Source organism: Capnocytophaga haemolytica (assembly GCF_001553545.1).
In the GTDB taxonomy this organism is placed as follows: domain Bacteria; phylum Bacteroidota; class Bacteroidia; order Flavobacteriales; family Flavobacteriaceae; genus Capnocytophaga; species Capnocytophaga haemolytica.
Genome location: NZ_CP014227.1, coordinates 2120803 through 2147143 on the forward strand (window position 1 = coordinate 2120803; position 26341 = coordinate 2147143).

At 43.0% G+C, this 26341-nt stretch carries 21 protein-coding genes and 1 tRNA gene; 4 read left to right on the plus strand and 18 right to left on the minus strand.

All coding sequences use genetic code 11. From position 1 onward, the window contains the following. Positions 1 to 9: 9 nt before the first annotated feature. Entirely contained in the window at positions 10 to 2388 is a 2379-nt protein-coding gene (locus tag AXF12_RS09540) for an alpha-ketoacid dehydrogenase subunit alpha/beta (protein ID WP_066430607.1), read from the plus strand. A 79-nt stretch (positions 2389 to 2467) separates the two neighbouring features. On the opposite strand, the gene AXF12_RS09545 is transcribed toward AXF12_RS09540, so the two are convergent. Continuing rightward, the gene (locus tag AXF12_RS09545; protein WP_066430609.1) at positions 2468 to 2851 is read right to left on the minus strand and encodes an RNA-binding S4 domain-containing protein; all 384 of its coding nucleotides are present in this window, start codon (positions 2849 to 2851) and stop codon (positions 2468 to 2470) included. Positions 2852 to 2938: 87 nt separating this feature from the next. Here AXF12_RS09545 and AXF12_RS09550 point away from each other — a divergent pair, with 87 nt between their 5' ends. Further along, positions 2939 to 3772 carry an FKBP-type peptidyl-prolyl cis-trans isomerase gene (locus AXF12_RS09550; protein WP_066430610.1) on the plus strand — a complete coding sequence of 278 codons (834 nt, stop codon included), beginning with the start codon at positions 2939 to 2941 and terminating at the stop codon, positions 3770 to 3772. Positions 3773 to 3798: 26 nt separating this feature from the next. Beyond that, complete coding sequence (locus AXF12_RS09555; RefSeq protein WP_066430611.1) at positions 3799 to 4500, plus strand: CDP-alcohol phosphatidyltransferase family protein; 702 nt, start codon at positions 3799 to 3801, stop codon at positions 4498 to 4500. Here AXF12_RS09555 and AXF12_RS09560 read toward each other — a convergent pair. The 11 genes from AXF12_RS09560 to AXF12_RS09605 form a co-directional block, all read right to left on the minus strand. Next, entirely contained in the window at positions 4468 to 6408 is a 1941-nt protein-coding gene (locus AXF12_RS09560) for a ComEC/Rec2 family competence protein (protein ID WP_066430612.1), read from the minus strand. The genes AXF12_RS09555 and AXF12_RS09560 overlap by 33 nt on opposite strands. Further along, positions 6405 to 7268 (minus strand): C40 family peptidase, encoded by an 864-nt coding sequence (locus AXF12_RS09565; RefSeq protein ID WP_066430615.1) that lies wholly within the window; start codon positions 7266 to 7268, stop codon positions 6405 to 6407. Before AXF12_RS09565 ends, AXF12_RS09560 begins: the two co-directional genes overlap by 4 nt. 42 nt (positions 7269 to 7310) lie before the next feature. Continuing rightward, on the minus strand, positions 7311 to 9854 hold the full coding sequence (locus AXF12_RS09570) for an ATP-dependent Clp protease ATP-binding subunit (protein ID WP_066430617.1): 2544 nt from the start codon (positions 9852 to 9854) through the stop codon (positions 7311 to 7313). 336 nt (positions 9855 to 10190) lie between these two features. Beyond that, positions 10191 to 11489: an alginate export family protein gene (locus AXF12_RS09575; RefSeq protein WP_143325021.1), complete on the minus strand. Its 1299-nt coding sequence runs from the start codon at positions 11487 to 11489 to the stop codon at positions 10191 to 10193. Between the two features lie 37 nt (positions 11490 to 11526). Continuing rightward, complete coding sequence (locus AXF12_RS09580) at positions 11527 to 12423, minus strand: hypothetical protein (protein WP_143325020.1); 897 nt, start codon at positions 12421 to 12423, stop codon at positions 11527 to 11529. An 81-nt stretch (positions 12424 to 12504) separates the two neighbouring features. Next, positions 12505 to 12726, minus strand: a complete 222-nt coding sequence (locus tag AXF12_RS09585) for a hypothetical protein (protein WP_143325019.1) — start codon at positions 12724 to 12726, stop codon at positions 12505 to 12507. Positions 12727 to 13176: 450 nt separating this feature from the next. Then, positions 13177 to 14826, minus strand: a complete 1650-nt coding sequence (locus AXF12_RS09590) for a cytochrome c biogenesis protein (RefSeq protein WP_066430623.1) — start codon at positions 14824 to 14826, stop codon at positions 13177 to 13179. Positions 14827 to 14986: 160 nt separating this feature from the next. Beyond that, a complete protein-coding gene (locus AXF12_RS09595) occupies positions 14987 to 16387 on the minus strand; it encodes a cytochrome c biogenesis ResB family protein (protein WP_159429711.1) in 1401 nt (466 codons plus the stop codon). A gap of 110 nt (positions 16388 to 16497) precedes the next feature. Then, positions 16498 to 19350, minus strand: a complete 2853-nt coding sequence (gene carB, locus AXF12_RS09600) for a carbamoyl-phosphate synthase large subunit (RefSeq protein ID WP_066430625.1) — start codon at positions 19348 to 19350, stop codon at positions 16498 to 16500. Between the two features lie 228 nt (positions 19351 to 19578). Continuing rightward, a complete protein-coding gene (gene rpmH / locus AXF12_RS11935) occupies positions 19579 to 19737 on the minus strand; it encodes a 50S ribosomal protein L34 (protein ID WP_074860808.1) in 159 nt (52 codons plus the stop codon). 194 nt (positions 19738 to 19931) lie between these two features. Beyond that, a complete protein-coding gene (locus AXF12_RS09605) occupies positions 19932 to 20642 on the minus strand; it encodes a DUF1266 domain-containing protein (RefSeq protein WP_066430631.1) in 711 nt (236 codons plus the stop codon). A gap of 329 nt (positions 20643 to 20971) precedes the next feature. On the opposite strand from AXF12_RS09605, the gene AXF12_RS09610 reads away from it, so the two are divergent. Beyond that, a complete protein-coding gene (locus AXF12_RS09610; protein ID WP_066430632.1) occupies positions 20972 to 23200 on the plus strand; it encodes a helix-turn-helix domain-containing protein in 2229 nt (742 codons plus the stop codon). 49 nt (positions 23201 to 23249) lie between these two features. Here AXF12_RS09610 and AXF12_RS09615 read toward each other — a convergent pair whose 3' ends face one another. From AXF12_RS09615 to AXF12_RS09640, 6 genes are all read right to left on the minus strand, one after another. Beyond that, positions 23250 to 23750 (minus strand): outer membrane beta-barrel protein, encoded by a 501-nt coding sequence (locus AXF12_RS09615; protein ID WP_066430633.1) that lies wholly within the window; start codon positions 23748 to 23750, stop codon positions 23250 to 23252. A 116-nt stretch (positions 23751 to 23866) separates the two neighbouring features. Then, complete coding sequence (locus tag AXF12_RS09620; protein WP_066430634.1) at positions 23867 to 24346, minus strand: ExbD/TolR family protein; 480 nt, start codon at positions 24344 to 24346, stop codon at positions 23867 to 23869. Positions 24347 to 24359: 13 nt separating this feature from the next. After that, entirely contained in the window at positions 24360 to 24974 is a 615-nt protein-coding gene (locus tag AXF12_RS09625; protein WP_066430636.1) for an ExbD/TolR family protein, read from the minus strand. Positions 24975 to 24978: 4 nt separating this feature from the next. Continuing rightward, positions 24979 to 25380 carry a hypothetical protein gene (locus AXF12_RS09630; protein ID WP_066430638.1) on the minus strand — a complete coding sequence of 134 codons (402 nt, stop codon included), beginning with the start codon at positions 25378 to 25380 and terminating at the stop codon, positions 24979 to 24981. A gap of 27 nt (positions 25381 to 25407) precedes the next feature. Next, a complete protein-coding gene (locus AXF12_RS09635) occupies positions 25408 to 26142 on the minus strand; it encodes a MotA/TolQ/ExbB proton channel family protein (protein ID WP_066430640.1) in 735 nt (244 codons plus the stop codon). 69 nt (positions 26143 to 26211) lie between these two features. Then, positions 26212 to 26299: transfer RNA gene (locus AXF12_RS09640), tRNA-Ser, on the minus strand. Positions 26300 to 26341 lie beyond the last annotated feature (42 nt).

Consider the following 26341-nt stretch of genomic DNA (forward strand, 5'->3'; position numbering starts at 1 on the left):
CTATCACAGATGAATAAAAAGGAGATTTTAGAGGACTATGCTACGGCAGTCCTCAGTAGGGAATGTAGCTTGATGGGACGTAAGGAAGTACTCACTGGAAAGGCGAGCTTCGGCATCTTCGGCGATGGAAAAGAGGTGCCCCAAGTAGCGATGGCACGTGCTTTTAAGGACGGGGACTTCCGCAGCGGTTATTACCGCGATCAAACTTTTATGATGGCGATAGGTGCTTATACAGTTGAGCACTTTTTCGCTGGAATATACGCACATACAGATATCAATGCCGAGCCGACGAGCGCAGGGCGACAGATGGGGGGACATTTTGCCACCCACAGCCTTGATGAGAAGGGAAACTGGGTTGATTTATTGAAACAGAAGAACAGTAGTAGTGATATTTCGTGCACAGCAGGGCAAATGCCACGTCTATTGGGCTTAGCACAGGCCTCAAAAGTGTACCGCGAGATGCCAGGACTGGAAAGTAAGGGCTTTTCTAATAAGGGTAACGAGGTAGCTTGGGGAACTATCGGCAATGCCAGCGCAAGTGAGGGGCATTTCTTCGAAACTATCAACGCAGCTGGCGTGCTGCAAGTGCCGATGATAATGTCCGTATGGGATGATGCCTATGGCATCTCGGTGCCTGCCAAATATCAGACCACAAAAGAGAGCATTTCGGAGATATTATCAGGATTTCAGCGTACCAAAAACAAGAAAGGGTATGAAATCTTCGTAGCTAAGGGTTGGGATTACGCCGCTTTGTACGAAATCTACCAAAAAGCTGCTAAAATTGCTCGTACGGAGCACGTGCCTGTACTGGTACACGTGCAAGAACTCACCCAGCCGCAAGGGCACTCCACATCTGGCTCGCACGAACGCTATAAGAGCAAAGAAAGGTTGGAATGGGAACGCGAATTTGACTGTAATAAGAAGATGCGCGAGTGGATCCTCGCCAACAAATACGCCACTGAGGCTGAACTTACCGAAATTGAGAACAAAGCCAAGAAGCGCGTGATGGAAGGCAAGAAAAAAGCGTGGGAGGCTTACCTCACTCCGCTGAAAAAGGAGCAAAAAGAGTTGGTAAACCTCTTCAATGAGCTGCTGCCTGCGATAAAAAATGAGCAAAACAAGGAGCTCGTAGGCCAAATTGCAAAATCAGTAAAGGAACTTACCACACTGCAACGCCGCAGCTTCTTGGGTGCTGCCCGAAAAGCGCTCCGCCATCTGCTTTCAGAGGAAAATGCAGTAACAGCACCGCTACGAGAGTGGGTAGAGGCTTATATTGCAGAAAATAAACCAAAATACGATCGCTTTGTCTATACTGAGGGCAAGAAAAACTGTCTTGACGCCAAGGAAGTCGCTCCTATATATAATTCTTCTTCAGAATTAGTGGATGCGAGGATAATTCTAAGAGATAATTTCGATGCTTTATTGAAGAAGTACCCAAAAATGCTCATTTTTGGCGAAGATACGGGTTATATTGGCGATGTTAATCAAGGTTTAGAGGGTCTTCAAGCGAAATACGGGGAAATAAAGGTAGGCGATACGGGGATCCGCGAGGCAACCATCATAGGTCAGGCGATGGGTATGGCAATGCGCGGGCTCAGGCCGATAGCTGAGATCCAATATTTGGATTATTTCCTCTACGGCTTGCAAATGATGAGCGACGATGTGGCTACGCTGCATTACAGAACCTTTGGTAGGCAGATAGCTCCAATGATTGTCCGCACGCGCGGGCATAGGCTGCAAGGTATTTGGCACGCTGGCTCGCCAATGGGGGTATTGCTCAACGCAATGCGTGGGGTTTACATCCTCACACCGCGAAATATGGTGCAAGCTGCTGGTTTTTACAACACATTGATGGAAGGTGAGCAGCCAGCTGTGGTGGTAGAATGCCTCAACGGCTATCGTTTGAAGGAAAAAATGCCTGCCAACCTCGGGGAATTCAAAACTCCGATCGGAGTTGTTGAGACGCTCCGCGAGGGGAAGGATATTACGCTGGTATCTTACGGTTCTACCCTTAGGATCGTGCAAGAAGTAGCCGAAGAATTGGCAGAAGTGGGTATCGATTGCGAAGTTATCGATGTACAATCACTTGCTCCGTTCGACCTTCGCCACGATATTGTAAAGAGCGTACAAAAAACCAATCGCCTGCTGGTGATTGATGAGGATATGCCAGGAGCCACTTCGGCGTATATCCTGCAAAAGATAGTGGAAGAGCAAGGAGCGTACAAATATCTCGACAGCGCGCCTCAAACTTTATCTGCTGAGGAGCACCGCCCTGCGTATGCGCCCGACGGTGACTACTTCTCGAAGCCAAATGCGGATTCTATCTTTGAAAAAGTGTACGGCATAATGCACGAAGCCAATCCTGAGAGGTTTCCGAAGCTCCGATAGTGAAAAATGCTAATTTATTCATAGAAAATCCCAGTTTCTTGCTCAAAGGAATGGGATTTTTCGTTCATTATGGCGTTTTTTAGACCTCCTCGTCCTGAAAACCCTTCAAAAGATTGTCAATTGCACGTCGATCCTTCTTAGTTGGACGCCCTTCACCCTTCTGGCGGTAGTAATCTTGTGAAAGTTTTTGCAATTCGGCTTGCTCAAAAGCCTCAGAAGGCGTGTGATCCTCCACATAAAGGCTCACGAGCTTAGCACCAATGCGCGACGGAGGCACATCGAGGACCTTCAGCTGGTAGTTAATCTGGTTCTTACGCACAATAAGGTTATCACCTGCGTAGACTTCGCGGGAGGGTTTTACAATTTCGCCCCCGACCTTCACGTGTCCTTTTTTACAAGCCTCAGTGGCGATATTGCGGGTTTTATAAAGGCGGATACACCACAAGAATTTATCTATTCGCATAATTTTTTATAATTTTTATTGAGAAAATAGGTGCAAATATAAATATTATTCGTAACTTGCGCCCTCAAAATAAAGCAAAAGATTTCTATGACTAAAAAGTTTATATTCATTATCGGTGTAATCAGTGCATTCTCAGTGTTTTATTCCTGTAAAAAGGACGAGAGCAACGTAACTCCCCCGCGTGATGTTACAGAAGTGCGTAATGAAAACAATGCGGCGATAGAAACATTCTTAAATACGCATTCGCTGACCTTTACCAACACAGCTACGATCTCGGAAACGGTGGTTTTCTCCACAACGAGCAATACTTCGCAGTCAATTGCTAAGGATGTGAGGCTGAAGACGCTGGAGCTGGACGTAATTGACGCAAACAACCAGCGCGTAAGGCATAAAATGTACTATATGATCCTGCAGGAGGGTACGGGGACGACAACTACGGTTGCCGATTCGGTGTATGTGAACTACAAGGGGCAATTGCTGAACCTCAATATCTTCGATCAAACCGAAGGACAGTCAACTTCAAACTGGATTGACCTGATTGGCAACGTCGTAACGCGAAGACCTGGCGGAACTATCAAGGGTTTTAGTGAGGGAATCGCCAAATTGAAGGATTCTTCAAGCAAAATGACTCAGAATAGCGATGGAACGCTCAATATGCCGACTGATGGCGGTGTGGGGGTCTTTATTATCCCTTCAGGATTGGGTTATTTTAGCTCTGGACAGGCAAAAATACCTGCGTATTCACCTCTTATATTTACCATTCGCTTAGGAAAAACCAAAAGAGCCGACCACGACCACGACGGGAAGGCATCTATTAACGAAATTCAGCGCGATGAGTTCGGGATCATCACTTACCCGAACTGCAATGCGGATAATGAGCGCACGCAGACGCCAGATTATCTGGATCCTAAGTGTAAATAATTGACAAGATCTTAATTCAATAGCAAATGAAAAAGCACATTCCGAATCTGATCACGTTGTGCAATCTTTTTTGCGGTTGTGTGGCTGTGGGGATGGCAGTTACGGGGCAGTTTGGCGCAACTGGGCTCTTCGTTGCCTTAGGTATCTTCTTTGATTTCTTCGATGGCTTCTTCGCGAGGTTATTGCACGTGAAATCGGAGATTGGCTTGCAGCTGGACTCGCTGGCGGATATGGTAACTTCGGGCGTAGTGCCTGGGATTGTGATGTGTAAGATGCTCTCTATGAGTAATGCCGTGTGGATTATGCCATCGCCGCTGAACGTTATCGTCATTTACTTGGGCTTCTTGATAACGCTGGGCTCGGCTTATCGTCTGGCGAAGTTCAACATCGATTCTCGGCAGACTTCTGGCTTCATCGGGCTGCCAACCCCTGCAAATACGCTCTTCATTCTCTCGCTGCCGTTGATATTGGAGTATCAACCGATACCTTTTTTGGCGCTGGCGCTGACAAACACGTGGTTTTTACTCGGCATTACCCTGCTGAGCACTTACGCCTTAAATGCTGAGATCCGATTGTTCGCGCTGAAGTTCAAGGACTACTCATTTGCGAACAACAAAGTGAAGTACGTGTTCTTAGGATTGAGCGCACTGCTGCTAATTGCTCTGAAGATGATTGCTATCCCACTGATTATCATCTTATATGTGGTGCTCTCCCTGCTGAAGAAATAATTGCTGTTCCATTCTTTGGAAGTTGATTTTAGGGCGTTGTAAGAAGATAACGCTATCGATCTCTGCCTGCCTTGATTGGGGGTAAATACCTAATACATCGAGGAGTAGGTAGTTCTTTTTGTGGAAATGTAGTAGGGAGGTCATCGGCTGGCGGTGGACATCTTGTAATCCTTGACTCCTGATGTAGCTCCTGACCGCAACAGGGGACAAAGTGTCCTGCTGAAAGACTTCAATGTGAGCTCCTTGCCTAATTACAACTGATTTCTGTCGACCTCTGCCTAAGATGAGCATTTCTTCAGAGTTTTCTAAGGTGTATTTATCATAAAAGAGCATTCCTTGGAAGAGAAAAACGGTTATCATCATCACAAGGAAGGTCTTGTAATGTGCAAAATGCCTGAAAAGAAGTAACGAGAATACGATTAGTAAGGAGAAAAGAAATAAAGTTGTGTTGAAATGAATATTTCTAACAATAAATTCCTCCTGATTTGCTATTATCCTTGTGAAATGACCCATCAAATGTACTAATTCATTCAAAGAAGACACCAAAATAGAAGGTAAAACACCTAAAACACCTAACAATAGAGCAAAAATACCTCCTACAAGCACTGGATACAAGAGCGGGACTACAATTAGGTTTGACAAAAAGAACAACACAGGGAACTGGTGGAAATAATAGAGGCTCAGCGGTAAGACTATGATCTGGGCGGAGAAACTTACCAATAACAATGACCATACTGCGTTTAGGAACTTGTTTTTAGGTTCCCATAATTGCTTCAGCCAAGGGTAAAACGTCAAAATAGAAAATACAGCGCCGTAACTGAGCTGAAATCCAACGTCGTAGAGGTTGTAAGGGTTGCAAAGTAATAGCAGAAGCATTGAGATCATCAACGCATCGAAGCGCCCCACCCTCCGATTGAGCAATTGTGCCCATCCAATGAAGAGAAACATTATGGTGGCTCTTAAAACTGAGGGCGATAAACCTGCTATAAAAGCAAAAGAGCCTAATCCAAGTAGTAAAATGGCGTAACGGACATATCGGTAACCCCCCATATTAGGTAACTTTCGCAAAAATAAAAGCAATATCCAAGTAATGATCCCCACGTGTAGTCCCGAGATAGCCAAGATATGCACTGCCCCAGCATTAATGTAATTCTGATAAGTCTCTTGGTCTAAATCAGAACGATCACCAAGTAAAAGCGTTTTCAAAATCGCCGAAGTATCTCGAGGAAAAGAATCCTCTAACACTGTTTTCAACTTACTGCGAATCTTATCTGCAAAACCTCTAACGGAACTCACCGTTACCACCGTATTTTTATCAGAATAAGAAAGCACTTTCGCCCGCCAATGCACATATTTGTGCTCCATATAGCGCTTGTAGTTAAATTGAAACTGATACTGAGGAGGAGCAATCGTCTGACACGTACCTATAAAAGTAATCTGAGTATCTCGTTGTAGTGGGAGACTATCCAAGCTACAGTTTTTAACAATTTTACTCGGAAAGAAGCAAAGTAAATTGCCCGACATCGCTTTGCCATCGGCAGAATGAAGTCGGGCTTTATAAGTTATGCCATAGTCTTGCTTTGAGATACGTTCTATAATCTCAGCCTGCAATATATAAGGTTTATTCTCTAAAAGTTGGTACGTATAATGTGATCTTTCAGAAGTGGGATTGTGTAAGTTTACTAATAATATACCACAAAAGAAAGAAGCTACAAAAGTATGTAACTCAAATCCCTTAGAGAATTTATACTGCTTAAGAGCTAATAACTGATGGAGTATCAATGTTACAATAAAGGTAATAAAAACCAATAAACTAACTTGCCAAGATATGGGAATTACCTCAGAGAGAGCAATTCCACTGGCAACCCCAATCAGGATAACTAATATGACAGTATTTACAAATCTCACATAACTCGTTTTGCTAATCTGAATGTTTTTTGGTAGTATTCCTCACTTAGTGAAGAAATTACAACTCCTCTACGTGAAGACGAGTGTATAAACTTAATGTCGCCATCAATATCTACCACTAAACCCACGTGAGAGATACTTCTACCTCTCTCTGTTTTAAAGAATAACAAGTCGCCTACCTGAATATCCTCTAAATCAATCTTTCTGCCCTGCGTAGCCATCTCTTGTGATGAACGTGACAGCGATATGTCAATCGACTTGAAGGCTGTGCTTACAAAACCTGAGCAGTCCATACCATTACGTGTTACACCCGCGTGTCTATAGGGCGTACCTAAGTAAGAGAAGGCTGTATCCAACAACACCTTTTGCTGTTGTGTACCTGCCTTTCTTCTTGACATTGGCACTGCTATATCTGTCATATCAAGACCTTCTGGTTCCTCAATGAAAGTATCGTCATCTTCGGTGTCTTCTTGCATTCTTGCAGCGTATTCCTTAGTGTTGCGCGCTGAAGCATATCGTTTCTTCACCACTGTGTTATCACCATCAGCTATATTCTTATGTACTTTAGCCTTCTTAGAGACGACAGCTACTCTGCGCGCAGATGCTTTCTTAGCACTTCCTCGTGAGGCTACAGCTCTCTTTGGGGAAAGTTTTGCTCTTTTCTTATGAGTTGCTGCCACTGTTCTTGCTGACCTTTTTTTCTTTGGGGGAGCAAACTTCTTCTTAGGTTTTCCCTTTAAGGCTGTTATTACCTCATCAGCCTTTGAACTACTAACATTACCTCGCTCAGCACCCATTGCTACAAATGATACTAAGCTAAAAACTAACGTAACTAATCTTAAAAATTTTACTATGTGCATACTAATTTCTTAATGCTCAGTTATTCAATCTGAGCTCTTATATTAAATAAATGTCCTTTCTTTTATCATTAAATGTTCATTTGCCTCATCCATATCAAAATGTACGTAATCGCCTTGTTTGATTTGGCTGGTTACAATCTCTTCAGCAAGCAAATCTTCCACATACTTTTGGATAGCCCGCTTAAGTGGACGGGCTCCATATTGCTTATCATATCCCTTTTCAGCAATGAACTCCTTAGCCTTATCGCTAAGCTTAATTGCATAGCCTAAATCCTGAATACGTGAGTATAACTTACCTAACTCAATATCAATGATTCTAAAGATATCTTCCTTGCTAAGTGGATTAAACATTACCACATCATCTACACGATTCAGAAACTCAGGAGCAAACACTTTCTTCAAAGCATTCTCTATGATTGATTTCTCGTTAGCCTCTGATTGTGATGCTCTCGCAGAAGTCCCGAATCCTACCCCCTGTCCAAAGTCTTTCACTTGTCGGGCACCAATATTTGAAGTCATTATGATAATTGTATTCCTAAAATCAATCTTACGCCCCAAACTATCAGTTAGGAAGCCGTCATCAAGCACTTGCAACAGCATATTAAATACATCTGGATGTGCCTTCTCAATTTCATCCAATAAGACCACTGAATAAGGCTTACGTCGTATCTTCTCTGTGAGCTGCCCCCCCTCTTCATAGCCTACATAGCCAGGAGGCGCACCTATCAAGCGCGATACAGAGAATTTCTCCATATACTCACTCATATCAATACGTACCATCGTCTCTTCTGAGTCAAACAATTCTCGTGCCAAAACCTTCGCAAGCTGTGTTTTTCCTACTCCCGTTTGCCCTAAAAAGATGAATGAACCTATTGGTTTATTAGGATCTTTCAAGCCTGTACGATTGCGTTTAATAGCCTTAACTACTTTATCAACAGCCTCATCCTGCCCAATAATCTTAGCTTTCATCGTCTGAGCCAATGTGCCAAGTTTATTCATCTCTGTCTGTGCAATACGATTCACAGGCACCCCACTCATCATTGATACAACGTCTGCAATATGCTCTTCTGTGACCACATCACGATGTAATTTGGATTCCTCTTGCCATTTCTGATTCATCTCAGCTAAGGCTTGCTCAAGACCGCGTTCATTATCACGCAAACGAGCTGCTTCTTCAAACTGTTGGTGCTGTACTGCATTACTTTTAGCCTTTACCGCTTGCGACAAACGTTCCTCCATATCAGTGATATGTTTGGGAATCTTCAAATGATTGATATGTATTCGTGCTCCTGCCTCATCCAATGCATCTAATGCTTTATCTGGTAAATATCGATCAGTAATATAGCGATTTGTGAGCTTCACACACGCTTCTATTGCCCCCTCAGTATAAGTTACATTATGATGTTCCTCATATTGTCTTTTTACATTGCGAAGTATCTGAATAGTCTCCTCTACACTAGTGGGCTCTACAATTACTTTCTGAAAACGACGCTCCAAAGCTCCATCTTTTTCAATTGATTGCCGATATTCATCTAAGGTTGTAGCTCCAATACACTGTACTTCTCCACGTGCCAAAGCAGGTTTAAACATATTCGATGCATCCAAAGTTCCTGAAGCTCCTCCTGCCCCTACTAAGGTATGAATCTCATCAATAAAAAGAATGATATCGTTATTCTTTTCCAACTCATTCATTATAGCCTTCATCCGCTCCTCAAACTGCCCGCGATACTTAGTGCCTGCTACTAATGAAGCTAAATCCAAAGTAACCACACGTTTGTTAAACAACACTCGCGACACTTTTTTCTCGTAAATTCTCAATGCCAACCCCTCTGCAATAGCACTCTTCCCTACTCCTGGCTCACCGATGAGCAGTGGGTTATTTTTCTTACGTCTACTCAGGATTTGCGACACACGCTCAATCTCCTTTTCACGCCCCACTACTGGATCTAATTTACCCTGTTCAGCCAATGTAGTCAAGTCACGACCAAAGTTGTCAAGCACCGTTAGCTTACGCTGACGTTGTCCATTAGCATCATTCTCTTGGGCATCTTTATCGTTATTAACCCTATTAATTCTGTCGTTCTGAGGCAAACGATAATCGCGCTCATAACTATCAAACTCCTCTACTGAATTCACTAAATAGCCTCCCTCGTGCTGTGAAGACTGTAAGTTATTGCGTACCAAATCATAATTAACCCCTATTTTATTAAATATCTTAGTAGTTGGGTCATTCTCATTACGCAGGATGCTCAGCAATAAATGTGCTGTGTTGATAACATCATTCTGTGTACGTTTAGCCTCCAAGTAAGTAGTCTGCATCGCACGCTCAGCTTGTATGGTAAAATGTATTGAATTATAGTTTGCGGGGCTGAGCCCTCGCACTGAAGTTAGCGTGTGTATTTGCTGACGAAGTTTTTCTATATCAACTCCTAAATTCTGGAGTATTTCTATGGCTCTCCCCTCGCCTTCCTGTAGCATTGCCAAAATAAAATGCTCTGTGCCTACAGTCGATTGTCCTAAGCGGATTGCCTCGTCTTTGCTATATGTAAATATTCGTTTAACTCTTGGTGAAAAGTTGTCATTCATAATAAATCTCCTTCTTTTTGAAAACTGTATGAGCCTCCGCAAAAACCATTCCATTTATGCCCTACCGTACATTTTGTCAGTTTCCACAATTCCAGTTTTCGGCGGTAAAATTACAAAAAAAATTAATACTACAAACATTTTTAGGTAAAAATATTTTTAAAACATATATTTTTAGCCTTAAAGTAAGAGACTTTTTTCCTTCTCAAAACTGCCATTTTGTCAGGTATAGCAATGCTTTCAAGCACCTATTCCACAAGAAAAAAATAATCACTCTCCTTATAATAAAAAAGAGCCAACTTTTAAAGTTAGCTCTCTTTTTTATATTTTCTTAAAAAACTATTGCGCTTGTGCAGGAGCCTCAGTAGGCATTTCTACTTGCTCAATCATCACCTCCTCTACCTGCTTAGGTGCTTTATGGCTAAATAAAGTCGGACGAATTAACAACTCTGCATAAGCCCAGTTCTGTACGCCACTTTTGCCTATACCCAACTCATCTGAAGCAAAATGATGTGAATAACCCACGTTCAATACTACATCTTGCATCAACTTATTGCTGTACACAAAGTCCAACTCGGTGCCTAAGTAACTCTTCGCCCCACTTGGGGTGACATTACGTGTGAAAACGTGTGGCATAAACAATAAACTCGATTTCTCATTAAACTTCACATTTGCCTTTGCATAATAATCATTGAGACCAGTATCTCCTTCGGTGCTACCTACATAATACAAATCCATAAAGCCATTAAACTTGTGGTTCGTACCAAAAAGTGGCTTGAACTTCTTGATCTTATCGCCATCCTTTTTGCCGCTGAGCATTTCAGCGCCTAAGCCCACTAACACCTTTGGTAGCTGATAGGTAGCTTCTAAACGCCACTGATAAGCCGATACATCCGTTTTGTTGTACTTTCCAAATTGGTAATAAGCACTCGCTTCCAAAGTCAGTGCATTTATAGGGAATTTGCCGTACAGCCCTGTGGTTTGCATCTGCGATACCCCATCAGCACCTGTCGGGCTTGCTACATTCTGGAACCCTGTGTTCATAAACAAGAAGCTCACCGTATTACCGTCCCACTTCTTGTTCAAATGCAAGAACTGCATCGCCTTATAGCTCGTTCCTTTAACAATTAGATAATCATTTCCTACGGTAGGCTGCCCTTGTTGATTAAAAGCCAGTGCCAAGTCTGCATCCCAGCCGTTGCTGTTGTACCTCACAAGTGCCCCATCGTGGAAACGCCCGTAGTGCGACCAATCGAGCTCGCCCAATACGCGCTCATCATCGTACGAGAACACCTGACGCCCTAACTTCAAGCCCCAGCTATCACCCAATCGCAAGCCAGCCCACGCTTCGTAAACACCGAACTGTGTAGGCTGTTCGCCCACAGGTTGCCCTGCACTCCCCCACGTGAAGATTTGTTGCCCTGAAAGACGCAGCGTTAGCCAATCCTTTTCAAAGGTGCCGCCCAAACGTACGCGTTGCCCCACAAAGAATGCAGGCTCTGCCCCCGAAGGAAACACTGCCCCCTGACCGTGGCGATACTCCGCACGCGACTTCAAATTAGCATCAATGCTAAAATCTTGTGCTGACAAAGTCGTTGCTGCCGCAACAAACAATGCACTCAAAACTAATTTTTTCATACTCGTTCCTTTTTAATTGATTACTTTAATTCTGTTGTTATTTTCTCAGTGTTTTTCTTACGAACAAATAAACTCGGGCGCAAGTACAGCCCTGCATAAGCTCAGTTCTGCACCCCTGTAAGGCTCGTCGTATACGCCTTTGAAGGTAGCAGATGTGAGTATCCCAAGTCAGGGTGACATCCTCCGAGAGATTGCAGTTGTAAATGCAATCAATCTCAGTGCCTAAGTAGCGCGGATCGCCCGTAGTGTAAGCCACATTCTTGGTGAAAACGTGCGGCATCAGCAAAAGGCCGGAATCGTTGGTCAGTTGCAGGTGTAGCTTGCCAAAATAATCGTTCAAACCTGTGTAAGCGTAAAGCGACCCTACATAAAAAGACTCCATAAAGCCATTGAAACGTTGATTGGTACCGTATTGTGCGATGAAGCTCCTCGTGGTGTATTGCGCATAGTCCTCTGCCTTTGAACCGCCGATCATTTCCACTCCCGCCCCTACCAGCGCATCGTCATTGATCAAATATTCGGCTTTCAGGTGTAGTTGATAGGCTTGCACTTGCATCGTATAATAAGCCCCGAACTGATAATAAGCGCTCGCTTCCATTGTCAGGTCACCCATTGGGAACCAGCCGTGGATCCCTGTCGTCTGCATATTCGACGCCGCTCCGCCAGCCGTGTACTGATAGCCGCTATTGGTAAACAAGAAACTCAACACGTTGTTCCCACTCCAATTATCACTCGCCCACGTTTTGTTCAGCCCGATGAACTGCATCGTTTTGTAGTTTAGTATATTATCTTCGGGTGGCGCCGCATACTGAGGCATTCCCGAAGGTTGCCCACCTGTGAACTTTACCCCCTCGGCATTTCCTAAAAGTAGCTGCTGGTTGTACGATAGCACCGCACGCCCCACTTTAGCACTCCAACCTTCGTTCAGGCGCATCTTTCCCCATTTTTCATATCCTCCGATAACGGTCGGCTGTTCAAAAGAGCGCAACCCTACATCGCTCCACTTTACAATTCGCTATTGAGGCAATCGAAGGGAAAACCCACGCGACTCAAACCTACTCCCCAAGCGAAACTGCCTACCAAAAAGTGGTTCGGGCATTATGTTTTTACTCACTTGAGGTGCCGATATATAGGGGCGTATCCCTTTTAAGTTGAGATCTATGTTGAACTTAAAATCCTGTGCTGAGAGCCGTGTTGCAAGCAATCCGACAAGAACACAAAATAGTAGTTTTTGCATAAATGTCATTTTTATAGATCGTTAAGTTTTCTTTTCAGGCGGTAAAAGTACAGCTTTTTTATCATACAGCCAAACTTTTTATCAACTTTTTTATTTTCCTCTCAAAAACCTCCTCCACAAAAAAAGCCATCACCTTCCCTTTTAGTGGAGCATCGCATCGTATTTCGGTACCCCATTTTCATTTTTGAGCATTTTTTGTACTTTTTTCGCGTTTTTTACTCATTTTGGTGTTACTTTTGCCTTTTTTTGTGTTACACTCGTCTTCCTACACGTTACATTTGTGTTCCTACACGTTACACTCGCGTTCCTACATGTTACACTCGCGTTCCTACACGTTACATTTGTGTTGCTCCGCGTTACTCTTGCATTTTTTCACGTTACTCTCGTGTTCCTTCGCGTTACTCTCGTATATTTTCGCGGTACTTTTGTGTATTTTAGTCGTATTTTTGCCTAAAAAAGTCGTTTTTGTGCTTCTTGGGGTAGTCCTCGATATTTGAAATAAGCAAACACGCTTACAATCACGAGGAACGCTACCGTCGCATACACCCACGAAGGTATCGGAACAGGGTCGCCCGTAGCGTATGAGTGTAACCCCACTAAATAGTAATTCACTCCGTAAGAGGTCATTACAATCACTGAGAAAGCCCACAGTACAGCCGTATGATAGAGGTAAGCATTCCTAAAGAAAGGCACTAACCTCAGGTGCGCTACCGTTGCATACACGAGGATAGAGATGAGCGCCCACGTTTCTTTGGGGTCCCACGCCCAATAGCGCCCCCAACTTTCATTCGCCCACACGCCTCCTAAGAAGGTGCCCATTACCAATAGAAAAAGCCCAATGGTAATGCTCATTTCTTCCACGACAATCATCTCGCGCATACTTCTCCACCATCGCTCGGTAGGTGCTGAGGGTTTGAAAATCAGCAACAATAGTGATAATAACGCTACTGTGCACGAAAGTGCCAGCGGTGCGTAGCTGCTCACGATGACTGCCACGTGAATTTTGAGCCAATACGAGTGCAGGACGGGTTTCAGCGTTGTGATTTCGGGGTTCAGCCAGTCGAGAAAGCTCACCAAGAGTAAAATGCCCGAGAACAGCAGCCCCAAAGGCAAGGTAAAGGTGGATTTTCGCGCAAACAACAGCCCGAAGAGCAATACGCCCCACGAGACGAAGAGTAACATCTCAAAGCCATCGCTCCACGGCGGGTGTTTGGCGATGTACCAGCGAAGCAAAAGGTCGCACGTGAATACCAACAGGAGTCCCCACGAGAGCCTTTCACCTATTATAAGTACGGTAGTGATCAACCGCCGTTTGAAAAAAAGTGCTGCGATGGCAAAAACGAGTAAAATCGACCCCAAAAGCATATTCAGCCCAAAGAGATAGTTGCTTAGGCGTACTTTTGTGTAGAACAACTCTGCCTTGATAGCCGCCTTTGAGGGGTAAACGCTCGCCCCAGCCTCTCGCTGAAAGGTATCGATGTATCCGAGGGCTTGCTCGGCTTCCGCATAGCTATGCGTACGGTTTCCTTTCAGGAGTCCCTCTAAATAAAAGTTGTGAATATCCTTCACAAAGTCAGCCTCTTCCCCATCGAACTCGGTAAACTCTTTGGTGGAATACCAACGGTGGTTCTCTGCTTTTTTATTGGGAAAAATTCTAAGGAAACTCTTTGTGAAAATAGCGTACAAGATGTTAAAACGCTCATCCACTTTCAGCAATTCTTTTTGAAATTCCGACCGCTCGGAAGGCTTAAGTTGATTCGCTTCTTCCACAGCATTCTTCAAGCGATACACTCCGTTCCCGTCGAGCAACTCGTCAAACGAAAGCTGTGGCGGGAGCTCCCTGCGGTGTAGCTCGTGGGCTATGAGGGCTTGCTTGCTGGGGCTGACTTGGATCAGCGGCTCTCTGCTCAATACCTCTGGACTCAATTGCAATGCAAGGAGGAATTGTTCGGGCGAGAGTCGCTGCCCAGCAACCACAGCGCTTGTTTTCCCAGTGAGTTTTCTAACAATTTCGTAGGATAGTGTGCTCAAAGGCTTCATCCGCCCATCCGAACCTTGTACGATAAGTCTGCCGTACTGTGCTGCTTGTTCCTGTGGCACAACATAGGGTGCTATCTGCGATACAGATTGAGCAAAAGTAAAATGTGTTAATAGAAAGAATATTACCAATCTGCAAACAACCCCCCATCCCCCCTTCAAAGAGGGAGCGCATACTTCAAAAGAGCGGGTATTTTCTCTACTACCATTATATTTCGTCGTTCTATTCATCGCCTTTCATCTTCTTTAACCGTCTACTTAAAAATTGGAACCTGCTCCCGTAGCTAAGCAGTGTCCACCCCATCGCTATGAAGAGCAAGGCGTAACCTGCGTAAGTTACCCACGTTCCCCAGCGGTCTTTATTGAGTGCTAAGAGGGTGCCGCGCTCATCTGGGTCGTACGACGACTGATAAAATCGGTAACCCTTGTAGTCCAAAATGTGATTCATATAGATTTCATAGGGGAAGGTGATTTGCCCATCGATCACCTTCACCCTGCTTTTGTAGCTCTCAGCACTTTCACTCCCTGGGTAACGTTTTAGCTCAAAACGGGTGAGCTCCAGAGCGAATGGCAGACGTATTTGGCGAGGTGCATAGGTGAAAGCGTAAGTGCGCCCCTTATAAATAAAAGATTGCCACTGTGGATCGTTGGTCCTGGGATTAAAATAGCCCTCACTGTGGGTCTGCTCACCGATGCGCACCTCTAATTTCACGCGGTCGGCATCAGTTTGGTTCTTACGGTCGCCTTCCATCGAAGTGTAGACGATCTTTTTCCCTTCGTAGAGCCCTCCAATGCGAAAGGAGTCGTCACCAAACTGGTAAAGCCCCTCCTGTGGCAAGGTGATCCACTCCCAAGGATCGATAACGCCCATCTTTTCATCCTTTCCGTTGATATAGCGCAGTGGCACAGTGGTGTACAATTGCCATTTACCTGCTCGCTTTTGTATGTATACCGCTGCCTGAGTTGTTGCAGTAGGTTTGTCGGGTGCCTCCTGTGCAAAGTGGAGGGTTACTTTGCCTACTTTTACGGAAGCATTGGCATACAAATGTGTTTCTTCCTTCTTACTTCCTGCAAAAAGTGTAAGTTTTACAAAGGTCTGCGATCCATCGGCATAGGTAAGCCTCGCATTAGAGATGTACTGCGTAAGCACACAGCGGAACGTTGTATCGCCCTGCGTTACATTCAGCTCCTCAGGTTTAAATCGGTAAGGGATAGGCTGTGCCTTTTGGTAGAAAAGCGTTTTATCCGTCTTCAATTGAATAAACCGCTCGTTGGTGAGGTAATGCTGTACCTTCTCACCCTCGCGAATATGTACAATCCCCTCTTTACTGATATAGCGTGTGATGCCCGCCCCTACAATCATCATTACAAATGCCAAGTGGAACAGCCCTATGGGTAGTTTCCCCCGCGACAACAGGTGATAACGCGGTATCTGCATTACAAAACAGATTGCAGCCCAAAGCATTATGGCTTCAAACCACCACGCTTCGTATACTACTGCCCGCGCAACGAGGGTTCCGTAGCTGCTCTCCACGAACGTCGCTACCGCCATCGCTACTGCCAGCACCATCAGCAGTAACATTGATACTTTTACAGAGAAAATTGTGTGTAATAATCGTTTCATAATCGTGCTGCAAAGATGCGACATTCTTTTAAATCTCGCAAATAAAACAAACAAAAAAAGCTACCCTTTTTATATAAGGTAGCTTTCATTTGCTGTATATTGATCTCCTATTATTTGCTGAGGTACATCTTTCGCCTTGTGTATAAATCGTAGAAAGCATCGTCCCGCAAGTCCTTGATGAAGAGTATTTGCTCTCCTGTGGACTTCATCTCGGGTCCCAGCGCCTTGTTTACGTTCGTGAACTTGTTGAAGGAGAACACAGGACACTTGATGGCAAAGCCCTCTAAGTGTGGGTGGAACTCAAAGTCGGTGAGTTTCTTCTCCCCGAGCATCACCTTGGTGGCGTAGTTCACATACGGCTCACCATAAGCCTTGGCTATAAATGGTACAGTCCTTGATGCTCTTGGGTTGGCCTCAATGATGTAAACCTTGTCATCTTTCACGGCAAACTGTATGTTGATAAGCCCTACTGTGCCCAGCGCAAGGGCTATCTTGTGGGTATGGTCTTTGATTTGCTGCAATACAAACTCACCTAAGTTAAATGGCGGCAGCGTAGCATTGCTATCCCCCGAGTGAATACCGCAAGGCTCGATATGCTCCATTATCCCGATGATGTAAACGTTCTCTCCATCGCAAATCGCATCGGCCTCTGCCTCTATAGCCCCGTCCAAGTAGTGGTCTAAGAGCAGCTTGTTATTAGGAATCTTGCGCAGCAAGTCTACCACGTGTGCCTCCAACTCTTCTTTGTTGATGACGATCTTCATCCCCTGTCCACCCAACACATACGAAGGGCGCACCAAGAGCGGAAAGTCTAATTCATCAGCCAACTTCAATGCCTCTTCAGCGGTCTCTGCTACTCCAAACTCTGGGTAAGGGATGTTGTTCTCCTTAAGCAGGGTTGAGAAGCTGCCTCTGTCCTCTGCCAAGTCAAGAGACGCAAAGCTGGTGCCTATAATCTTAATGTCATATTTGTGGAGTTTCTCCGCGAGCTTTAGGGCTGTTTGCCCTCCCAACTGCACGATGACTCCCTCAGGCTTCTCGTGACGTATGATGTCGTAAATATACTCCCAGAACACAGGCTCAAAGTAGAGTTTATCAGCGGTGTCAAAGTCTGTGGATACCGTCTCTGGGTTACAGTTGATCATTATGGTCTCATAGCCACATTCTGCTGCCGCCAGCACCCCGTGCACACAGCAGTAATCAAACTCAATACCCTGCCCAATGCGGTTGGGTCCTGAGCCGAGCACTACTATCTTCTTACGGTCGCTCACTACGCTATCGTTGGCAGTGTACTCCTTGCCGTCTGCCGTGCGGATAGGTGCCTCAAAGGTGGAGTAATAATAAGGCGTCTGTGCCTTAAACTCCGCTGCACACGTATCCACGAGCTTATAAACACGCTGTATGTTCAGCTCCCCGCGCTTCTTGTGTACCTCGCTTTCCCAACAGCCCAGCATATAGGCTATTTGCCTGTCGGCAAAGCCCTTTTGTTTTGCCTCTAAAAGCAGCTCTTTGGGTAGGCTATCTATCTTGTAGGTAGAGATTTCTTTTTCTAAGGCGTATAGTTCTTCATATTGCTTTAAGAACCACATATCTATCTTGGTGATCTCGTGGATACGGCTCAGCGGTATGCCTATCTGCACGGCATCGTAGATTACAAAGACCCTATCCCAACTCGGATTAGCGAGCTTCTCAATAATCTGGTCGTAGTTCTTATAGCCTTTGCCATCAGCCCCTAAGCCATTGCGTTTTATTTCCAGCGATTGAGTAGCCTTCTGTAACGCCTCTTGGAACGAACGTCCGATGCCCATCACCTCTCCTACCGACTTCATCTGCAAGCCAATAGTGCGGTCTGAGCCTTCAAACTTATCGAAGTTCCAGCGTGGTATCTTCACAATCACATAGTCGAGCGTAGGCTCAAAGAACGCTGAGGTAGAGCCTGTGATTTGGTTCCTCAGTTCATCAAGGTGATAGCCGATAGCGAGCTTAGTGGCAATCTTAGCAATCGGGTAGCCCGTAGCCTTTGACGCCAACGCTGAGGAGCGCGATACACGTGGATTGATCTCAATAGCGATGATATCCTCCTTCTCATCAGGCGATACAGCAAACTGCACATTACAGCCTCCCGCAAAGTCGCCAATGCTGCGCATCATCTTGATAGCCATATCTCGCATACGCTGGAAAGTACGATCAGAGAGCGTCATCGCAGGGGCAACGGTGATAGAGTCGCCTGTGTGAATACCCATCGGGTCCATATTCTCTATGGTACAGATGATCGCTACATTGTCGTTCTTATCGCGCAATAGCTCCAATTCATACTCCTTCCAGCCGAGCAATGCTTTGTCTATAAGCACCTCGTGGATAGGCGATGCCTCCAAACCACGGTTGAGCAGTGCATCAAAGTCCTCTTTCTTATAGACGATAGACGCCCCTGTGCCACCAAGCGTAAAGGACGGACGTATCACCAGCGGAAAGCCAAACTTCTGGGCGATCTCCTTGCCTTTGAGGAAAGAGTTTGCCGTCTCTGAGGGTGCCATAGGGATACCAATCTCGTCTAAGAGCACACGAAACTTCTCCCGATCCTCAGTGATTTGTATCGCATCAATATCCACACCGATAATTTCTACCCCAAAGTCTTTCCAGATGCCCTTCTCGCTCGCCTCAATGCAGAGGTTCAGTGCCGTTTGCCCACCCATAGTAGGCAGCACCGCATCTATTTCGGGGTGTGCTTTAAGGATTTCCACGATAGAGGCAGTCGTCAGTGGCTTCAAATAGACGTGGTCAGCCATTGAGGGGTCTGTCATAATAGTCGCAGGGTTGCTGTTGATAAGCACCGTTTGGATACCATCCTCGCGCAACGAACGCAGCGACTGCGAGCCTGAGTAGTCAAACTCACAGGCTTGCCCTATAATAATCGGTCCTGAACCTATCAGCAGGACACAGTGTAAATCTTTTCGCTTTGGCATTTTTTATAATTTATAGTTGATAATGTATCGTGCATAATATCACATACTACCAGTACCATTGACATATACAGTCCGCCCCGCAGTTGCATCGCCCATTCCTCACTAAGCCATATCAGCACATCACCCATAGCTCACCACAATTATACATTATCCATTAAAAAAAGTGTTACCCTTTTATTACAAAAGATAACACTTCATTCATATTTTACTCCTCACTGACATTGGCGATTATCTCTTATGTCGTGGTTCAGATGAAACGGTCAATTTCTTACGCCCTTTAGCTCTGCGGCGTGCGAGCACCTTGCGTCCGTTGGCAGTAGCCATACGCTCTCTAAAACCGTGTTTATTTCTTCTTTTTCTTCTTGAAGGTTGAAATGTTCTTTTCATTGCTTGTAAATCTTAATTAAATCAAATGATACCTAAAATTTTCTCTATTTCAAAAGTGCGGCAAAGGTACGACAATTATCTGAACTACACAAATATTTTTTTACTTTTATTGCTAAAAACACCTTCAAAGCACTGATTATAAAGAAAATAAATAGATAAAAATATTTAAAGTAACACCTTCTCTAGGTCATAAACTACCATTTTAACCACGTCCAAGGGCTGTATTTATTCTCCAATGCAATGCCAGCAAAAGTAGCTATATCAGTAGATCCATTCCAAAGCGCACGCCCCAGCACATAGCTATTAGCGAGTTCCTTCCAACTATGTAACTCACTATGCGCCATATCATAAGCGCGCTGCATATAGCGCCACAACTCTTCTTCACTGATATACTCTTTGTTAAAACTCGCACGCGCAACGAAGTTAAGGCGTCCTGCATCCCAGCCCATCACGCCAAGGGCACACATCTCCTCAAAGTCTTTAAAGATCTTTTTCCTCCTCAAATCATCCCACGCAGTGCCCAAATTATTGTATTGCTCCCACAAGCGCTGTAACATATCCTCATCATACTTTGATTTTAGAAAGTTAAAGGCCTTTTTCAGATCATAAAGTGCCCACGCCTCGCATAAATCAGGAAAAGTAAGTGAGAAAGTACCTTGTGTCAGATACTCCAACGTATCAATGGCTTCCTCACGATTATCAATCCCCCACCATTTGGAGAGAATTAAATCCAATCTCGAGTCGCTGAGCTTCATATCCAAGGAGTTAAGTACTGCCTCTTGCTGCCAAGCATACACATTACCAATAGTGAGCACCCGCAGTTGCTCATCTGTCAGAGTCGAATTAGGGTCTATCCTATCCGACCCTTGTAAACGCTCATAAAAACGCTTTAATGCTGCAAACATAAACTTATTATTTAAAATTACTGCGGCAAAAACACACTAAATATATGAACAACACAAATATTATTAGCACTTTTTACCCCCCCCCATTTATATTATTGATATTCAACGATATACAAAATGTTAAATATTTCATAAAGTATCTATTTCCCTTTTTAAAACCAATAAGTAAGGTAACCCTCTAAAAGTTTACCCCTTACCCTCAACAAACGAAGCTCAAACGGATCCACTACGGATAAACCCACCTAACACAAAATTATCGTTGAAAAAACACACCAAATCCAAAAAAACTCGTATCTTTGTCGCAAATAAATCAAGACATCTTTCTACTAATGGAAAACCAAATACTAACATTAATAAACCATACCAACAGAAATGTATTCCTCACAGGAAAAGCTGGTACAGGGAAAACAACTTTGTTGCATAAGATCATCCGCACCAGCTACAAGAACACAATTGTTGTAGCCCCCAGTGGCATTGCAGCCCTCAACGCTGGTGGCGTAACCATCCATTCCTTCTTCCAACTGCCCTTTGCCGCCTTCCTGCCCACCCTATCTTCTCCCCCTATTGTCAGTGAACATATTCGCTTCGAAAATCGCATTACCCTCAGAAAACACTTCAAAATGCACAAAAAAAAGCAACAAATCATACAAAATTTAGAGCTTTTAGTCATTGATGAAGTGAGTATGCTTCGTGCCGATGTGCTCGACGCAATGGACTATATACTACAATCTGTTCGCAAGAACCGTTTGCCTTTCGGAGGGGTACAAGTGCTTTTTATAGGCGATTTACTACAACTTCCTCCCGTTGTAAAACAAGAAGAATGGGAAATCCTCAAGCAATACTACTCAGGGATGTACTTCTTCCAATCAAAAGTCGTAAACGGAAACCCACCTCTTTACATTGAATTAGATAAGATATACCGCCAATCCGACGCTAATTTTATCAACATTCTCAACCACTTACGCGATAATCAACTCACCCAAGACGACCTGAGCCTCTTAGATAAATATGTACAACCCAACTTCAATGCCGAAACACATAGCGACTATATCACCCTTACCACCCACAATGCCAAAGCTGATGCTATCAACAGCAAAGAAATGGAGAAGCTCAAAACAAAAGCATTTCATTATGAAGCACATATAGCAGGTGACTTCCCCGAGTATCTCTATCCTATCGACAGAAACATTACCCTAAAAGAAGGTGCCAGAGTAATGTTCATAAAAAACGACCCCTCACCTGACCGCCTATTCTTCAACGGGAAAATGGGAACTATCACAGCACTTGAAAACGACGAAATTGTAGTGCAATTAGACGGTGAAGGCTCTATCAACGTCGAGCGATACGAGTGGGAAAACATCCGTTACAAAATCAACGAAAATACCAAAGAAATTGAAGAGGAGCGATTAGGTACTTTCACACAATATCCCTTGCGATTGGCGTGGGCCATCACAGTGCACAAAAGCCAAGGACTCACTTTTGAAAAAGCCACCCTCGACCTGAAAAGCGTCTTCTCAGCTGGGCAGGCGTACGTTGCCTTCTCTCGTTTGCGCTCCTTAGAGGGATTAGTACTCCTCTCATCTATAAACTCTCAAGGCATCAATAATAGTGAAGAGGTAAAACGCTATGCCAACAATAAAGTCAGTGGAAAAGAACTTACTAATGAGTATCATATAGGTAAAAAGCAATTCTTAGAGAACCTCCTTATCGACTGCTTCTCCTGGAATAAACTCTTAGAGCAATGGGTGTTACACGTCAGTAGCTACTCAGGTGATATCGGTAACAAAAATCTCTATAAGAGTTGGGCTATTGAGCAACTTGGTAAGGTAAGAGAACTGGCAACCATTGCTGAAAAGTTTACAAAACAACTGCAAAACTACTTTACATCTGATAATGATTTTAACTACATAGCCTCCAGATTTGAGAAAGCCTTTAACTATTTCTCACCTTTATTAGAAAATCTATGGTATGAAGTACTTCGCATTGATGCAGAAATTACCTACCATAAAAAAGTAAAACAATTCAAAGAGGAACTAAAAGAGCTTGATTTCTCCATCGCAGAAATTGTTAAAAAACTCTTTAAAACGCAACAAATCATCAACTTAGAAATAGAGCACAAACCCTTTAACAATACCCTTATAACTACCACAAAACTAATAGAATTACATTCAAAAATAAGTAATAAAATCACTGAGCACCTAAAAACCAAACATCTATTTATCAATGAAACACCCACTAAGAAAACAGATAAAACAACTAAAGAGAAAACTTCCACTTATGAAACAACACTACAACTTTGGAAAGAAAGTAAAGATATCACAACTGTAGCAAATGCTCGAACACTCACTGCTTCAACTATTTATAAACATATAAGTAAACTTATTGAAGAAGGAAAAATAAACATTGAGGAAGTCCTCTCTCAGGAAGCTATCTCAGAACTTAATCACATTTTTAGCCAAGCAGAAGAACTAAGCCTACAAAGTGCTTATGATAGTTCTAATGAAAAATACACTTGGGATGAACTCCGCTTATTTAAAGCTCACTTGCTAAAAAAATAAAAAAGGCTGAGAACAAATCTCAGCCCTCAACATTATGAAATCAAGCTAATTAGAATCTGTAAGTAACCCCAGCTTTAATACCTCCTGAACTAATTGAGTTATTAAACTCTATAAAAGGTTCAGCGTTCACAGCAAAGTTATTTGTAAAGAAATAACGGGCTCCTGTTTGAATACGAAATGCCACTGCTGAGTCATAATAAGGATGTCTTTTATCATCGTCATTACTCCAAGAATAATAACCTAAGCTAAGCCCTCCATAGAAATCCACATTTGAAGGGATGGCTCTGATATGCTCTGCAAAGTGATAATCACCACGTGTTAAGAACCCAAAGTTAGTATAATTAGTACTGTCATACGACTTCGTACGGAATAAAAGCTCCGCACCCACTGAAATATTATAGCCAACTCCAAAGTCAACTCCTGCGTAAATAATAGGAGACCCCATACCAGAAACCCCTAATCCACCATTGATTTGCACCTCACCTGAATCTTGCGCTGAGGCTGTTGCTATTCCTAAGAATAGACCGAAAAGTAAAATAATTTTTTTCATTCTTTATTACTATTAATTTGTTTAACAGTGCAAAGGTACACATAAAATTATATATAGCAAAAAAAAGACACATATTTTTCTATGTGTCTCTTTTATTATTTTAGAAAGCTCGTAATTTACTGTTGATTAAGAGGAGAACCTTCTCGAGTGATATAAGTTAATTTTAAAGCATTTACATCTTGTAATTTCTCACGAATATCACTTACAAGCCCCATATTTGTGTCTGCATCTACTTTCAAAGCTGTCATAAATACATCTCGAAGTTCTTCACGAATTCCGTCTTTATATTTCAAAATATAAGGACCTACTTCTGAAACATCAATGAATCTATCATTCACTTGAATTTTGGCATACTCACCAAACTTAGCTTGGTATTTAGGAAGAGGTTTCCCCGCATAAATATAAACTACAGGGTCTTTCTTATCCAATTTCTGTACTTGGTCTGCGGAAGGCAGCTTATTCTGAACCATCAAATCACTATCTTTTGATTCCGTTACTGTCATAAAGAAAAACAAAAGCATAAAAATAATGTCAGGCAAAGATGACGTTGAAATAGCTGGTACCTCACCACTTTTCTTTTTTGTAAATTTTGACATATTATTCTATATTTTAGTTCTTTTTAGGTGCAGTTTCTAACAATTTCCTTGGGAATAACTCTTGTAATTTTAGAATCTTAGGTTCCAAAGCTTCCTTACGAGCCTTAGGCGTTCTCGCAGCATTAAATTCAGCCTCTATTTCTACATAAGGCACTTCATTTGGATACAGACGTTTACGCTCACGCTCGCGCAACTCATTATAGGCAGCAATCAATTCATTCTGTACTGCTATATAAGTCTTATAAGATGTTTCGCGGTCGTTACGCAATGAAATGACAGCCTTATCTGGATTATCTGATGATAATGGGTTCCTTGCTCCTCTACAGTGTGCACAGGTACCATCTCCATTATTATCCAAGAAATCAAGAGCTGTTTGCTTAACATCCTTTAATTCCTTTACTTGGTTATTTATTAGTAACTGATTGTACTTATTCACTACCACAACCAATACGTTTTTCTCTTTAACAGGTGGTGGTGGCGGTGCGTTTTCAGGTTGTTTAGGAGGTAATTTTACAGAAATCCCTGAATTGCTTTCAATTGTTGTTGTTACCAAGAAGAATATCAGCAACAAGAATGCTATGTCAGCCATAGACCCCGCATTAACCTCTGGTATTGAACGTTTTGACATAATTTTATCTCATTAGTGCTTTTTTAACATTAGCCGCTACTAAAGCTCCAACAGCCACAAGCGCTAATATATAAAAAGCGATTAAACCTGCACCTACCCACTTCTCTGTTGCATCATTCCCTGATGAGAAAACATATGAAAGAAGAAGAATAACAATAAAACCTCCTGTGTAGATAAGTGTTTTTTTCAATGCTTTAGGCGATGCTAAGATATTTATCAATGCTGATACTACAACTGCTATTATTGCAATAGCCAATAGCACATACATAAGGATAAATAACCATTGCAACGAAGCATTATTCATAAATTCTTGTACTGATTGCGCATCTGACATTGAGAGCACAAGCCACAAAATCACTGAAATAGCCCCTAAAGCAAGTGCTCCATATTTTGCTATTTTATACATAATTAATTTTCTTAAAAGGTGATTGAATTATCTAACTTTCTTTGCTACCAATAGGTCAATTAACGAGATTGAAGCATCTTCCATATCATTCACAATCGCATCAACCTTAGCGATAATGTAGTTATAGAACACTTGAAGAATCATCGCAACAATCAAACCAAATACTGTAGTAAGCAGGGCAACCTTAATATCACCCGCAATCAATGACGCATCCAACCCACCAGCTGAACTGATCTTGTCGAACGCTTGAATCATACCAATTACCGTACCCATAAACCCTAACATCGGAGCAATAGAGATAAATAGAGAAATCCAAGAAATGTTTTTCTCTAACAGACCCATCTGTACACCTCCATAAGATACTACTGATTTTTCAACCATATCAATACCTTCTGCTGAACGGTCTAACCCCTGATAGAAGATAGAAGCTACAGGACCTCTCGTGTTACGACACACTTCTTTAGCCCCCTCAATACCTTTAGTATCTAAAGCTGTTTCAATTTCTGAAAGCAACTTCTTAGAGTTGGTTGTTGCCATATTCAAATAGATAATTCTTTCAATAGCAATTGCCAAACCAAGAATTAAGCACAATAGGATCGGTGCCATATACGCTGGACCACCCTCAATAAAACGCTCTTTAAACATTTGGTGGAACGAAGTATCTGATGCTGTTCCCCCCATTGCTGCATCTTGAGCGCTAGCCATAGCGACGTTCAAAATTAACATTGCTACAAGAAGTAGCTTAGATGACATTTTTTTCATTTGTTTAATCTTTTAAATTGTTAGTTAATAATTTAATTTAATGTTTATAAATAATTTAATTCTTCGAAGCAGAGAGGAAGGGATTCGAACCCTCGATACGCTTTTGACGTATATACACTTTCCAGGCGTACTCCTTCAACCACTCGGACACCTCTCTATTTCTAACGGACAAAGTAACGAATATTTTTTTTACCTACCA

Bases quoted from the DNA above. Each gene is read 5' to 3' on its own strand.
- AXF12_RS09540 (WP_066430607.1), top strand. From the start codon at position 10: ATGAATAAAAAGGAGATTTTAGAGGACTATGCTACGGCAGTCCTCAGT.
- AXF12_RS09545 (WP_066430609.1), bottom strand. From the start codon at position 2,851: ATGCGAATAGATAAATTCTTGTGGTGTATCCGCCTTTATAAAACCCGC.
- AXF12_RS09550 (WP_066430610.1), top strand. From the start codon at position 2,939: ATGACTAAAAAGTTTATATTCATTATCGGTGTAATCAGTGCATTCTCA.
- AXF12_RS09555 (WP_066430611.1), top strand. From the start codon at position 3,799: ATGAAAAAGCACATTCCGAATCTGATCACGTTGTGCAATCTTTTTTGC.
- AXF12_RS09565 (WP_066430615.1), bottom strand. From the start codon at position 7,268: ATGCACATAGTAAAATTTTTAAGATTAGTTACGTTAGTTTTTAGCTTA.
- AXF12_RS09570 (WP_066430617.1), bottom strand. From the start codon at position 9,854: ATGAATGACAACTTTTCACCAAGAGTTAAACGAATATTTACATATAGC.
- AXF12_RS09575 (WP_143325021.1), bottom strand. From the start codon at position 11,489: ATGAAAAAATTAGTTTTGAGTGCATTGTTTGTTGCGGCAGCAACGACT.
- AXF12_RS09580 (WP_143325020.1), bottom strand. From the start codon at position 12,423: ATGCGCCTGAACGAAGGTTGGAGTGCTAAAGTGGGGCGTGCGGTGCTA.
- AXF12_RS09585 (WP_143325019.1), bottom strand. From the start codon at position 12,726: ATGCAAAAACTACTATTTTGTGTTCTTGTCGGATTGCTTGCAACACGG.
- AXF12_RS09595 (WP_159429711.1), bottom strand. From the start codon at position 16,387: ATGAAACGATTATTACACACAATTTTCTCTGTAAAAGTATCAATGTTA.
- carB (WP_066430625.1), bottom strand. From the start codon at position 19,350: ATGCCAAAGCGAAAAGATTTACACTGTGTCCTGCTGATAGGTTCAGGA.
- rpmH (WP_074860808.1), bottom strand. From the start codon at position 19,737: ATGAAAAGAACATTTCAACCTTCAAGAAGAAAAAGAAGAAATAAACAC.
- AXF12_RS09605 (WP_066430631.1), bottom strand. From the start codon at position 20,642: ATGTTTGCAGCATTAAAGCGTTTTTATGAGCGTTTACAAGGGTCGGAT.
- AXF12_RS09610 (WP_066430632.1), top strand. From the start codon at position 20,972: ATGGAAAACCAAATACTAACATTAATAAACCATACCAACAGAAATGTA.
- AXF12_RS09615 (WP_066430633.1), bottom strand. From the start codon at position 23,750: ATGAAAAAAATTATTTTACTTTTCGGTCTATTCTTAGGAATAGCAACA.
- AXF12_RS09620 (WP_066430634.1), bottom strand. From the start codon at position 24,346: ATGTCAAAATTTACAAAAAAGAAAAGTGGTGAGGTACCAGCTATTTCA.
- AXF12_RS09625 (WP_066430636.1), bottom strand. From the start codon at position 24,974: ATGTCAAAACGTTCAATACCAGAGGTTAATGCGGGGTCTATGGCTGAC.
- AXF12_RS09630 (WP_066430638.1), bottom strand. From the start codon at position 25,380: ATGTATAAAATAGCAAAATATGGAGCACTTGCTTTAGGGGCTATTTCA.
- AXF12_RS09635 (WP_066430640.1), bottom strand. From the start codon at position 26,142: ATGAAAAAAATGTCATCTAAGCTACTTCTTGTAGCAATGTTAATTTTG.